The organism is Streptomyces sp. NPDC003943, from assembly GCF_053605265.1.
Genome location: NZ_JBSGIW010000093.1, coordinates 18,401 through 31,225 on the forward strand (window position 1 = coordinate 18,401; position 12,825 = coordinate 31,225).

General features: G+C 72.6%; 10 protein-coding genes. 6 read left to right on the plus strand and 4 right to left on the minus strand.

Going from position 1 to position 12,825, the window contains the following annotated elements:
* Positions 1-211 precede the first annotated feature (211 nt).
* Positions 212-475, minus strand: a complete 264-nt coding sequence (locus ACWEV0_RS29700) for a WhiB family transcriptional regulator (RefSeq protein ID WP_389215982.1) — start codon at positions 473-475, stop codon at positions 212-214.
* 700 nt (positions 476-1,175) lie between these two features.
* On the opposite strand from ACWEV0_RS29700, the gene ACWEV0_RS29705 reads away from it, so the two are divergent.
* The 3 genes from ACWEV0_RS29705 to ACWEV0_RS29715 are packed head-to-tail and all read left to right on the plus strand — an operon-like array spanning position 1,176 to position 4,118.
* Positions 1,176-1,715, plus strand: a complete 540-nt coding sequence (locus ACWEV0_RS29705) for a cysteine dioxygenase (RefSeq protein WP_453152717.1) — start codon at positions 1,176-1,178, stop codon at positions 1,713-1,715.
* A 13-nt stretch (positions 1,716-1,728) separates the two neighbouring features.
* The gene (gene cofD / locus ACWEV0_RS29710) at positions 1,729-2,694 is read left to right on the plus strand and encodes a 2-phospho-L-lactate transferase (RefSeq protein WP_453152718.1); all 966 of its coding nucleotides are present in this window, start codon (positions 1,729-1,731) and stop codon (positions 2,692-2,694) included.
* Entirely contained in the window at positions 2,691-4,118 is a 1,428-nt protein-coding gene (locus tag ACWEV0_RS29715) for a coenzyme F420-0:L-glutamate ligase (protein WP_453152719.1), read from the plus strand. Before cofD ends, ACWEV0_RS29715 begins: the two co-directional genes overlap by 4 nt.
* A 78-nt stretch (positions 4,119-4,196) precedes the next feature.
* Here ACWEV0_RS29715 and ACWEV0_RS29720 read toward each other — a convergent pair whose 3' ends face one another.
* The 3 genes from ACWEV0_RS29720 to ACWEV0_RS29730 all read right to left on the minus strand — a co-directional run bounded on the left by ACWEV0_RS29720 (position 4,197) and on the right by ACWEV0_RS29730 (position 7,945).
* On the minus strand, positions 4,197-5,198 hold the full coding sequence (locus ACWEV0_RS29720; RefSeq protein ID WP_453152721.1) for a DNA-3-methyladenine glycosylase family protein: 1,002 nt from the start codon (positions 5,196-5,198) through the stop codon (positions 4,197-4,199).
* 133 nt (positions 5,199-5,331) lie between these two features.
* Entirely contained in the window at positions 5,332-6,414 is a 1,083-nt protein-coding gene (locus ACWEV0_RS29725) for a sugar phosphate nucleotidyltransferase (RefSeq protein ID WP_453152722.1), read from the minus strand.
* Between the two features lie 115 nt (positions 6,415-6,529).
* The gene (locus ACWEV0_RS29730; RefSeq protein ID WP_453152723.1) at positions 6,530-7,945 is read right to left on the minus strand and encodes a peptidoglycan recognition protein family protein; all 1,416 of its coding nucleotides are present in this window, start codon (positions 7,943-7,945) and stop codon (positions 6,530-6,532) included.
* A 137-nt stretch (positions 7,946-8,082) separates the two neighbouring features.
* Between ACWEV0_RS29730 and ACWEV0_RS29735 the strand changes: the two genes are divergently transcribed.
* From ACWEV0_RS29735 to ACWEV0_RS29745, 3 genes are all read left to right on the plus strand, one after another.
* Positions 8,083-8,838 (plus strand): TIGR03089 family protein, encoded by a 756-nt coding sequence (locus ACWEV0_RS29735; RefSeq protein WP_453152724.1) that lies wholly within the window; start codon positions 8,083-8,085, stop codon positions 8,836-8,838.
* A gap of 556 nt (positions 8,839-9,394) precedes the next feature.
* Positions 9,395-10,543, plus strand: a complete 1,149-nt coding sequence (locus ACWEV0_RS29740) for an LCP family protein (protein WP_453152728.1) — start codon at positions 9,395-9,397, stop codon at positions 10,541-10,543.
* Positions 10,544-10,840: 297 nt separating this feature from the next.
* Positions 10,841-12,601 carry an LCP family glycopolymer transferase gene (locus ACWEV0_RS29745; protein WP_453152725.1) on the plus strand — a complete coding sequence of 587 codons (1,761 nt, stop codon included), beginning with the start codon at positions 10,841-10,843 and terminating at the stop codon, positions 12,599-12,601.
* The last annotated feature ends 224 nt before the right edge of the window (positions 12,602-12,825 follow it).

Consider the following 12,825-nt stretch of genomic DNA (forward strand, 5'->3'; position numbering starts at 1 on the left):
GGGGGCGTGGGTGCGTGCGTCTCGGACGGAGGCCCACACTAACGGCTGACACGAGAACGGTCCGCCGCCTGTGGATGGAGCACAGGTTGCGGACCGTTGTGTGGATGCGTCTTGCGTATGTTGCGTATGTGTCGCCGCACGCGTTCGTGGCGGGTGGCCGGATTCAGACGGCGGCCGGGACGACAGCCGGGACGGCAGCCGGGAGAGCGGCTCAGACGGCGGCCTTCTTCAGGCGGCGGCGCTCGCGCTCGGACAGGCCGCCCCAGATGCCGAAGCGCTCGTCGTTCTGCAGCGCGTATTCGAGGCACTCGGAGCGGACCTCGCAGGCCAGGCAGACCTTCTTCGCCTCCCGGGTCGAGCCGCCCTTCTCGGGGAAGAAGGACTCGGGGTCGGTCTGGGCGCACAGTGCGCGCTCCTGCCAGCCGAGTTCCTCGCCCGCGTCCTCGACCAGCAGTTCCTGGAACGTCTCGGTCATGTGCGCCCCTCGTCCGTCTGTGCGTCCCCGTGATGTCGCCGTTGTCGATTCCGGATGGATCGATCCGGCCGAACGACACGAGTGAAATTACAAGTTCGTGCTCTGTGCGAGTCAAGCCGAGATCTGCTATTGGGCCCCGTATTCACTCTGCGGAACCAAGCGTATACGGAAAGTGTTCAAATCAGCAAAAAACGTGACACATGCCGCCGGCCTGACCGCCACCGCCTTGCCCACGGAGGAGGACGCCCGAAACCTGGATCTTGTTGCGATCCAGCCACGGAAGCGATCCGGATCACAGTCTGATCACAGGACCTCCACCGTGTTTGCGACGGCGGATGCTGCGCCATGTCTCCTGCTCGCGGGGTGCACAAACCTTTCTCCGCGCACTGTAACCGGATGAGGTGAAACATAGCCCCCAAATCGGTCATTGAGTTGACAGTCGGGTGTCCCTCCGGCCACTTTGGTGGCATGCCAGCGAACGCAGCGCCCTCCGCGACCCACGCCCGTGGGTTCCGCCGCGCTGTCCAGACGCGTTCCTGTCGCTGTTGCTGTCCCAGCTGTTGATGCGCGCACTCTGCGTCTAGCGCTCCGGCTTCTTCCCGCGGCCGTCCCGCCGCTTCTGCCTCACCCCTCGCACCACCCTCGCCCCACCCCTTGCTCTGCGACACCCCGCACTTCTGCCGAGGAACCACCGCATCCCATGAACATGGACAGCGACCTTCAGATCGCCGGCGACATCCTTGAGGTCCCGCACCTCCTCCAGCCCCAGCGCGAGCACCCGGTCACCGTGGCCGAGTTCGCCGGGCTCGCCCGCGAGATCGCCGGCGACCGGGCCCTGTGGGCCCCGTACGTCGAGTACGACGCCACCACCCGGTGGTACCACCGGCTGCGCACCGGCCCCGGATACGAGGTCTGGCTGCTCTCCTGGCTGCCCGGCCAGGGCAGCGGCCGGCACGACCACGGCCAGTCCTCCGGCGTGCTCACGCTGCTGTCCGGCGAGCTGACGGAGCGTACGGAGCGGGGCTCCCGGAAGCTCGCGGGCGGCGCGCAGCGCGTGTTCGCGCCCGGGTACGTGCACGAGGTGGTCAACGAGTCCCTCGAACCGGCCGTGAGCCTGCACGTCTACTACCCGGGCCTGACCGAGATGCCGATGCACGAGTCGATGCACGAGTCGATGCACGAGTCGCTGACCTCACAGTGCGGCTCCGCCCCGGCGGCCCCGGGAGTCGTCACCGCCTGACAAACTGCACTGCATGCGCATTGTGGTTCTGGCCGGTGGCATCGGTGGTGCCCGCTTCCTTCGCGGCCTCAAGAAGGCCGCGCCCGACGCGGAGATCACGGTCGTCGGCAACACCGGTGACGACATCCATCTCTTCGGTCTCAAGGTCTGCCCCGACCTCGACACCGTGATGTACACCCTCGGCGGTGGCATCAACGAGGAACAGGGCTGGGGCCGCGAGGACGAGTCCTTCACCGTCAAGGAGGAGCTCGCGGCGTACGGGGTCGGGCCCGAGTGGTTCGGCCTCGGCGACCGCGACTTCGCCACCCACATCGTCCGCACCCAGATGCTGGGCGCCGGCTATCCGCTGAGCGCCGTCACCGAGGCGCTGTGCGCCCGCTGGCAGCCCGGCGTCCGGCTGCTCCCGATGTCCGACGACCGGGTCGAGACGCACGTCGCCATCGAGGTGGACGGCGAGCAGCGGGCCGTGCACTTCCAGGAGTACTGGGTGAAGCTGCGCGCCTCCGTCGACGCGCAGGCCGTCGTGCCGGTCGGCGCCGAGCAGGCGAAGCCCGCGCCGGGCGTCCTGGAGGCGATCGCCGAGGCGGACGTCATCGTCTTCCCGCCGTCGAACCCCGTCGTCTCCGTCGGCACCATCCTGGCCGTCCCGGGCATCCGCGAGGCCGTCGCCGCCGCGACCGCGCCGGTCGTCGGCCTCTCCCCCATCGTCGGCGACGCGCCCGTGCGCGGCATGGCCGACAAGGTGCTCGCGGCGGTCGGCGTGGAGTCCACGGCGGCGGCCGTCGCACGGCACTACGGCTCCGATCTGATCGACGGCTGGCTGGTCGACACCGTCGACGCGGGCGCGGTCGCGGAGGTCGAGGCGGCGGGCATCCGCTGCCGCGCGGTGCCGCTGATGATGACCGACCTGGACGCGACGGCGGCGATGGCGCGCGAAGCGCTGACGCTGGCGGCGGAGGCCGGCGGAGCCGGCGCATGACGGGCGGGGTGACGCCTCCGGGGGCCGGTGTCGTCGAGGCGACGGGCGTGGCGGGCGGGGTGACGCCTCCGGGGCCCGGCACCGTCGACGCGACGGGAACGGCGCGCGCCGGGGATTGCGTTCGGAGGCCCGCCCGGTACGAGGTGTGGGCGCTCGACGGGCTGCCCGAGGTCGCGCCCGGCGACGACGTCGCCAAGCTGATCGCGTCCGTGTCCCCCGGGCTCGTCGACGGTGACGTCCTGCTCGTCACCTCGAAGATCGTGAGCAAGGCGGAGGGGCGGGTGATCGCCGCCACCGACCGGGAGGAGGCGATCGACGCCGAGACGGTACGGGTGGTGGCGCGGCGCGGTGCCCTCCGCATCGTCGAGAACCGGCAGGGCCTCGTCATGGCCGCCGCCGGCGTCGACGCCTCCAACACCGCCCCCGGCACGGTGCTGTTGCTGCCGGAGGACCCGGACACCTCGGCCGCGCGGATCCGCACCGGGCTGCGCGAGGCACTCGGCGTGGACGTCGGCGTGATCGTCACCGACACCTTCGGGCGGCCCTGGCGCAGCGGGCTCACCGACGTCGCCATCGGCGCGGCCGGGGTGCGGGTGCTCGACGACCTGCGAGGCGTGGCCGACTCCCATGGCAACGAGCTGAACGTCACCGTCGTCGCCACCGCCGACGAGCTGGCCGCGGCCGGCGACCTGGTGAAGGGCAAGGCGTCGGGGCGGCCGGTGGCCGTCGTACGCGGTCTCGGGCACGTGGTGGGCGGCGACGAGGAGCCGGGCGCGCGGGCGCTGGTACGGGACGCCGCCGACGACATGTTCCGGCTCGGCACCTCGGAGGCGGTACGGGAGGCGGTGACCCTGCGCCGTACCGTACGGGAGTTCACCGACGACCCCGTCGATCCGGGCGCGGTACGGCGGGCCGTCGCCGCGGCCGTCACGGCGCCCGCCCCGCACCACACCACCCCGTGGCGCTTCGTGCTCCTGGAGTCCGAGGGCGCGCGGGTGCGGCTGCTCGACGCCATGCGGGACGCGTGGATCGCGGACCTGCGCGCCGACGGCAGGCCGGAGGAGTCCATCGCACGCCGGATCCGGCGCGGGGACGTGCTGCGCAACGCGCCGTACCTGATCGTGCCCTGCCTGGTCACGGACGGCGCCCACCACTACGGCGACCCGCGCCGGGACGCCGCCGAGCGCGAGATGTTCGTCGTCGCGGCGGGCGCGGGCGTGCAGAACCTGCTGGTCGCGCTGGCCGGCGAGCGGCTCGGCTCGGCGTGGGTGTCCTCGACGATGTTCTGCCGGGACGTCGTGCGGGACGTGCTCGGGCTGCCGGACGACTGGGACCCGATGGGTGCGGTCGCGGTGGGCCGGCCGGCGGCGGCGCCGAAGGAGCGGGCGGCGCGGCAGGCGGCGGCGTTCATCGAGGTCCGCTGATCACCAGGGCGTGATGTTGCCGGGCGTCATCCGCGGCGCGTGACGTCGCGGGCCTCGTTCGCGGCGCCCGGCGCGCGGTCACCAGCGCGTGATGTTGCCGGGCGCCATCCGTGGCGCCCGGCGCGGCGGCACCCGGCCGCTCAGCAGGATCAGCCGGGCGGCCCGGTGCCGCTGGCCCGCGTACGGCGCGAGCAGCTCCAGCATGGCCGCGTCGTCGGCCGTGCGGTCGCCGGCCAGGGCCCAGCCGACGATGCCCGGCAGGTGCAGGTCGCCCGTCGTGACCTCGTCGGGCGCGCCGTTGCTCCGCTGGATCGTCTCGGCGGAGGTCCAGGCACCGATGCCGGGGATCAGTTCGAGGCGCTTGCGGGCCTCGGCGGGAGGCATCTGCGCGGCCTCCTCCAGCCGGGCGGCCACGCGGGCGGCCCGGACGATGGTGGCCGAGCGCTTCCCGTCCACGTTCGCCAGGTGCCACTCCCAGGACGGGATCCGCGCCCAGTCGCGCGCGTCCGGCATCACGTACATGCCCTCCGGCGCCGGGCCGGGCGCGGCCTCCCCGTACTTCCGCACGAGCACCCGCCACGAGCGGTACGCCTCGTCCGCCGTCACCTTCTGTTCCAGGATCGACGGGATCAGCGACTCCATCACGAGCCCGGTCCGGGTCAGGCGCAGGCCGCGGCGGGCGCGGTGGGTGATCGCGAGCAGCTTGTGGCGCGGGACGAAGGCGTCCGGGTCGTCCTCGGCGCCGAGCAGCGCGGGCGTCTGGCGCATGAGCCAGGCGGCTCCCGGGCCCCACGCCTCGGCGCGCCCGTCCGCCCGGACCCGGAGCGTCCCGGCTCCGTCGGGGGTGCGGCTGGCCCGCCAGACGGAGCCGTCGGCGGTCGTACGGAAGGTGGGATCTGCGGGGCCGCGGCGCAGCGGCCCCAGGGTGAGCCCCAGGTCGAGACCGACGTCGAGGTTGGGGCCGAGGTCGAGGCCGAGGCCGATGTCGCCGGACGCGTTGCTCGGGGCGGGTACGGCGATGTGGCCGCCGCGCGCGGTGGTGCGCGTGGTGGGGGTGCGGGGGGCGAAGCGGCCGGCCATGCGTATGAGCGTAGCGGTGTCGCGGGCCGCGCTCGGCGGCGCGCCGCCCTCGCCCACCTCCGCCGTTGTGGGCATTCGTCCCGCGGGGCGGGACGAATGCCCACACGGTGGGCGGGGTCCAGCGGTGCTTGGGTTACTGGTCGGAGCTGAAGCGGACCGCGCCCGCCGGGAGTTTCGCGTCGCACCAGATGCGGATGCCGTCGCGGAGTTCGTTGTCCGGGCCGATCTCCGCCGCGTCGCCGATCACCGCGCCCGTGAGGACCGTGCGGGCGCCGATGCGGGCGCGGGTGCCGATGAGGGAGTCGGTGATGACGGCGCCGTCCTCGACGACGGCGCCGGCGAGGACGGTGGAGCCGTTGATGCGGGCGCCGGAGCCGATGACGGCGCCGGGGCCGATGACCGTGCCGCCGGTGAGCTTGGCGTCGGGGGCGACCCGGGCGGTGTCGAGGACGAGCCGGTCGCCGCAGCGGCCCGGCACGGCCGGGGACGGGGCGCGGCCGAGGACGAGGTCGGCGGAGCCGCGGACGAACGCCTGCGGGGTGCCGAGGTCGAGCCAGTACGTGGAGTCGACCATGCCCTGGAGGTGGGCCCCGTCGGCCAGCAGCTCGGGGAAGGTCTCGCGTTCGACGGAGACGGGACGCCCCGCCGGGATGGTGTCGATGACGGAGCGCCGGAACACGTACGCGCCCGCGTTGATCTGGTCGGTGACGATCTCCTCGGGCGTCTGCGGCTTCTCCAGGAACGCCGTGACCCGCCCGGTCCCGTCCGTCGGCACGAGACCGTACGCGCGCGGGTCGTCGACCCGGGTGAGGTGCAGGGACACGTCGGCGCCGGAGGACCGGTGGGTGGCGACGAGGGCGCGGATGTCGAGGCCGGTGAGGATGTCGCCGTTGAAGATGAGGACGGGGTCCTCGGGCCCGGAGTGCAGCCGGGAGGCGACGTTGCGGATGGCGCCGCCGGTGCCGAGCGGCTCCTCCTCCGTCACGTACTCGATGCTGAGCCCGAGCGCCGAGCCGTCGCCGAAGTACGGCTCGAAGACCTCCGCCAGGTAGGAGGTGGCGAGGACGATGTGCTCGACCCCGGCCGCCCGGGCCCGTGCCAGCTGGTGGGTCAGGAAGGGGACGCCCGCTGCCGGAACCATCGGCTTGGGCGTGTTGACCGTCAGGGGACGCAGCCGGGTGCCTTTGCCACCGACCAGGAGAATCGCTTCGGTCACCTGTCGTCTCTGCTTCCTGTTCGGGTCCGGTCTTCGTCACCGGGGTCGGCGTTCGTTCGGCCGTCCGTACGATATGACCGGTCAGTTTATGCAGATGGTTGAGTCCATGACCCCATCAGCGCCTTCCCTGGTACTTCGCCGATGCCGACCGGGCGGTGCCGAGCTTGTTGTAGAGACGCCCGCCCGGGCACTCGGTCGCGAAGCCGTCGCGGTGCCCTGCGATCACATGGAACTTGACCTTCTTGCCTTTCTTGTAGAGGTTTCCGCCGCCTGAGGTGAGATACGTCGTTCCATTCGGATTCACCCCGTACAGCCCCAACTTCCACGCGGTCAGCCGTGCGATGGCGGACACGGCTGCGGCCGGTGGAGTGGTGCTGCCGTAGGTGCCGAGGACGGCGATGCCCATGCTGTTGGTGTTGAAGCCGAGGGTGTGCGCGCCCATGACCGCCTTGCCGACGCCGCCGGCGCGGCCCTCGTAGATGTTTCCGCACTTGTCGACGGCGAAGTTGTAGCCGAAGTCCCGCCAGCCGAGGCTCTTCACGTGGTAGCGGTAGATGCTGCGCAGCACGGCGGGGGCCTGGCGGCAGCTGTAGTTGTTGCCGGTGGCGCTGTGGTGGACGAAGGCCGCCTTGACCGTCTTGGTGTAGACGAAGCCGCGCTCGCGCATCCCCTCGTCGGCGCCCCAGCCCTTGCGGGTGATGATCTTCGGGCGCGGACCGATGTACGGCGCCTTCGCGAAGGATCGGGTTCTGCCGACCGGGAGGGTGGCGAGGGTCTGGGCGCGGGTGAGGGCCGGGAGGACGGTGCCGTCGCCGGGGGCGAGGGCGGGGGCTTCGTCCGCGAGGGCGAGGCCGTCCCGGGTCGCCGTTGACCCGGCGGCCGCCGCCATGGCGTCCGCGGACTCCATCGCGTCGTACGCACCGGCCGCCCGCTCCGTGTCCGGGCCCGGGTCCACCAGTTCCAGGCGCAGGCCCGCGGGAAGGGTGCGCGTCGCCCGGTACTCCGGGTGTACGCGGATCTCGACGCCGTCCGAGTCGCCGACCCACAGCGGGGCGGTCGAGCCGCGGCGGGCGCCGGAGCGGCCCTCGGCGGTGTTCGGGTCGGCGCCGTGCTCCTCGTTGTGCGTCTCCACGTCCTGCCACTGCGACCAGGCACCGTCCGCGGAGGCCCGGGTGCGGACCTGCACGCTGCCGTGCAGCGGGACCCGGGCGTCGTCCCACACCACGCCCACGAGCGAGAACGGCCGGACCTCACGCCGGGTCAGCCCCCGTTCGGTGGGAGAGGCGAAGACGGAGCCACGGCCGCGCGGGGCGCCGTCGGGGGCGAGGGGTTCGAGCGGGAGCGACTGGGTGGAGCCGGCGAGATCGGGGCTCGCGGGGGCCGCGCTCTTTGCCGCGGGGGCTACCGCGGGGGCTGCCGCGGGAGTTGCCGCCGGCCTGGCGCCGGCCGGGTTCGCGGTCGCCAGGGAGAGCGGCAGGGCGAGGGCCGCCGCGCAGCTGACGGCGATCGAGGAGGCGAGGTAGGCACGCATGGAGCGATCGTCCGTACCGCGCCCGGGTTCCGCCCGTCGGGAATCCGCACGGAAACTGACGGTCCGTCGGGCCGACCGGTGGACGGGGGTCACCGTTACGGCGGACCCGCCGCGCCCCCACGCGTACCCTTGCCCGCGTGAACGCCAGCGACCGCACCCCCGCCGACCTGCTGCGATCCGCGCTCGCCGCGGACCCGGCCCGCCCCTTGGTCACTTTCTACGACGACGCCACCGGTGAACGCGTGGAATTGTCGGTGGCCACATTCGCCAATTGGGTGGCCAAGACCGCCAACCTCCTCCAGGGCGAACTGTCCGCCTCCCCCGGCGACCGGCTCGCGCTGCTGCTGCCCGCGCACTGGCAGACGGCGGTGTGGCTGCTCGCCTGCGCGTCCGTCGGCGTGACGGCGGAGCTGGGCGGGGATCCGGCCGACGCGGACTACGTGGTCGCCGGGCCCGACTCCCTGGAGGCCGGCCTCGCCTGTTCGGGGGACCGCGTCGCGCTCTCCCTCGCGCCGCTGGGCCGCCGCTTCCCGACCCCGCCCGCGGGCTACGCCGACTACGCCGTCGAGGTGCCCGGCCAGGGCGACCGCTTCGCCCCGTTCGTCCCGGTCGACCCGGACGCCCCGGCCCTCGTCGTCGACGGTACGGAACTGACGGCGTCCCAGCTCGTCGGCCGCGCCCGCCGGGACGCGGTGGAACTGGGCCTCGGGCCGGCCTCCCGGGTGCTGTCGGGGCAGTCGTACGACACCTGGGCGGGCGTCTCGGCCGGGCTGTACGCGCCGCTGGTGGCGGGTGGGTCGATGGTGCTGTGCCGGCATGTGGAGCGGCTGGGGGCGGAGGGGTTGGCGAAGCGGGTGGAAAGCGAGCGGGTGACGCTCACGCTGGCCCTCTGAGCGTCGCCGCCCGGGCGGGGCCTCCCTCGTCGCGGGCGTTCCGCCCACGCCCGTGCGGCCCCTGACGCCTGGCGCGCTTGGCGGCGCCTCCGCCCCTTGCGCCTGGCCCGCACCACGACCGCGGCGCCCGCCCGTGCGGGCCTCCGCCTGGCCCCCACCACACCCCGTGTGGGCAATCGTCCCGCAGGGCGGGACGGGTGGGCACACGGGACGGCGCCCACGCGGGCGCCTCCGCCCCCTGTGCCTGGGCCCGCACCACGACCGCGTCGCCGTCGTGCCGGGCGTCAACGCGCGAGGGGCCTAGGCCCGGCAAGGGGCGTCGTTCCGTTGTGCCCACCCGTTCCGCCTGGGGGTCCCCCCGGACGAAGTCTGGGGGAGGAACGCATGCCCACAACGGGGTGCACAAGGGCGCCGTCGCGCAGGCGGCAGTGGGCCGGTGGGGCGTAGGTCGCACACCCGCGGCGTCGGCCCGTCACTCGTCCGGCTCATCGGCCCGCGCCCCCGCGCCCCCGGCGGGTCATGATCGGCAGGGGGTCATGACGCCTTCCGAGATGCCATCGAGGACGGACCAGACGTGACGGACAGCGCAGACACGCCCGGTGGAGCCAAGCGCAAGCGGCACTGGTTGCGCTGGGCGGCGCTGGCTGCCGCGGTCGTGGTCCTCGTGGCGGCCGGGGTCGGGTGGTGGGCGTACCGGAAGCTCGACGCGAACATCACCACGGACACGACGGCGGAGGCGGAGCTGCGGAAGTACGAGAGTCAGCGGCCGTCGCCGGTGGTGAGCTCCGCGCGGAACATCCTGATGATCGGCTCGGACACCCGTAGCGGCCCCGGGAACAGCGCGTACGGCCGGAGCTCGGGCACGCAGCGCTCGGACACCACGATCCTGCTGCACATCTCCGCCAACGGGGCCGGCGCGACGGCCGTGTCGATCCCGCGCGACCTCATGGTGCGGATCCCCAGCTGCACGAAGCCGGACAAGAGCATGACGAAGGAGCAGTTCGCGCAGTTCAACTGGGCCTTCGAGTTCGGCGGCGCCGCCTGCACCATCCGCACCCTGGAGAAGATGACCGGCATCCGGATCGACCACCACATGGTGATCGACTTCCGGGGCTTCAAGAAGATGGTCGACGCGGTCGACGGGGTGCAGATCTGCCTCAAGGAGCCGATCGACGACAAGGACGCCCACCTGAAGCTGCCGGCCGGCCGCCAGACGCTCCACGGCGAGCAGGCGCTCGGCTTCGTACGGGCGCGCAAGTCGCTCGGGAACGGCAGCGACACCGAGCGCATGGACCGCCAGCAGCAGTTCCTCGGCGCCCTGGTCAACAAGGTCCAGAGCGACGGCGTGCTGCTGAATCCGACCAGGCTCTATCCGGTCCTGGACGCGGCCACGAAGTCGATCACCACCGATCCGGGGCTCGCCTCGCTCCGCGATCTGTACGACCTGGCGCGTTCCATGCGGGCCGTCCCGACCGACAAGGTGCAGTTCCTGACGGTGCCGCGGCGGCCGTACACGTACAACGCGAACCGGGACGAACTGGTGCAGCCCGCCGCCGACCAGCTGTTCGCCCGGCTGCGCGCCGACCAGCCCGTGGCCGTGCACTCGGGCGACAAGGCGGAGCCGGACGGGAGCGGGGACGGGCCCGACGCCTCGGCGACGCCGTCCTTCGCCGGGCGGAACGCGGCCGAAGGAACGTGCCCCTGACGAGTGCCGTCGAGGCACTCCCCCACCGCCCCCTCACCCCACCCCCCGCCCTGGCCGTTTCTGTGCGTTTCGTAAAGCCAGACCCAAGGCGAGGGCGCCCCTGGATGAGGTTTGAGCGAATTGCCCAGTTGTAAGAGGCGTGGAATTTGTCACGGGCGTCGCCCCACGCTGAACTGGGCGGATAGTGTGACGCGATCCGGTGCTGCCGACCGCGTGGTCGCGCACTCGAAGGACCGAACGACCGAGCGCTTGAGGGGGAGGCGCCTCGGGCGGTACCGACGGAGGACTCAAGGAACCGTGGACGCGCACAGCCGTGGACGGGCGGACGAGATCGACCCCGCCGACCAGTGGGTCTTCAACCCGCAGACCGGTAATTACGAACTGCGACTGGACCGCTCCGCAGGGCAGCGGCCGCAGCGGCCCGCCGCCCCGTCCCAGCCGCGCCCCCGCGCCCCGCGGGACGCCGCCACCCCTCCGGGGCAGAGAACGCGCTCGTACGACCGCGCCCCCGAGGCCGCGCCGCCGGTGCCCGGGCAGCGCCGGCGCCGGGCCGCCGAGCCCGCCGACCGGCAGCCGCCCGTCGCGGGCCGCCGCAAGCGCCGGCCGGAGAAGTCGCGCAAGAAGAAGGTCCTGATGTGGACCGGCGGCACCATGGCCTTCGTCGTCGTGGCGGGCGCCGCCGGCGCGTACGCGCTCTACAAGCACTTCGACGGCAACATCAACACCATCGAGGTGGCCGGCGGCACCGAGGGCTTCCAGGAGGGCCAGCCCTTCAACATCCTGGTCATCGGCACCGACAAGCGCACCGGCGCGGGCAACGAGGGCTACGGCGACAAGGGCAGCGTCGGCCACGCCGACACCAACATCCTCTTCCACGTCTCCAAGGACCGGACGAACGCCACCGCGGTGTCCATCCCCCGCGACCTGGTCACCGACATCCCCGAGTGCGAGACCAAACAGCCCGACGGGACCGTCAGGAAGATCCCGGGCACGAACCACGCGCGTTTCAACACGAGCCTCGGCCAGGACGGCCGCGACCCCGGCTGCACCATGCGCACGGTCAAGGAGCTCACCGGGCTGACCGTCGACCACTTCATGATGGCCGACTTCAACGCCGTCAAGGAGATGACGACCGCCGTCGGCGGCGTGAAGGTGTGCCTGGCCCATCCGGTGAACGACTCCAAGTCGCACCTCAAGCTGCCGGCCGGCGAGTCGACCATCCAGGGCGAGCAGGCCCTCGCCTTCGTACGGACCCGGCACAGCTTCGGCGACGAGAGCGACCTGTCCCGGATCAAGACCCAGCAGCAGTTCCTCAGCTCGATGATCCGTCAGATGAAGTCGGACGACACGCTCACGTCGCCGACCAAGCTGTACGACCTCGCCGACGCCGCCACCAAGGCGCTCACCGTCGACACCGGGATAGGGAGCATCTCCAAGCTCAAGGCCCTCGCGGGCGAGCTGACGGACATCGACACCAAGAACATCACGTTCACCACGCTGCCGGTCATCGACAACCCGGACGAGCCGCCGAACCGGAGGGCGACGGTCGTCCCCGACCCGGTGAAGGCGCCGCGGCTGTTCGAGATGCTGCAGTCCGACACCTCGCTCAGCGAGGTGAAGAAGAAGGAACAGGACGCCAAGAACGCCCAGGCCCAGGCCCAGGCGAAGCTCCTGGAGGGCCCGCGCTCCACCGCCCGCCAGGTCCGCGTCGACGTCTACAACGGCAGCGGCAAGACGGGCGCGGCCCAGAAGACGATCGACTGGCTGCAGAACGAGCACGGCGTGACGCGGTCGACCAACAAGAGCAACGCCCCCGAGCAGGCGGCGACGACCACGCTCACGTACGCACCGAACCAGGCCGACCAGGCCCGCGAGCTCGCGGATCTGATGGGCCTGCCCGCCTCGGCTCTCAAGCCGGGCACGCAGGACGCCGGGGAGCGCGAGCCGATGACGCTCGTCCTCGGCGCCGACTTCAAGGGCGCGGGGGTGCCCCTCACCGGTCCGGCGAAGGCGCCGGAGGGTGCGCAGACGGCAGACAAGCAGGTGTGCGCGAAGTGACCCGGAACCGACCGGACCCGTCCGGTCGTCCGGCCTAGAGCCGCACCTGAGTGACGAGGAGACCTGGGGTGGGACAGAGCAGTGTGCGTCGGGAGGGGGCGCGGGAACGCGTTCCGCGCACCCGCGAGTTGGGCTGGGACGAGAGTCTCTACGAGGACGGGGCGGGCGACGCCGGTCCGGGCCAGGGCCCGGGCGGCGGCGTGCCCCGCGCCCGGCGCGCCGGG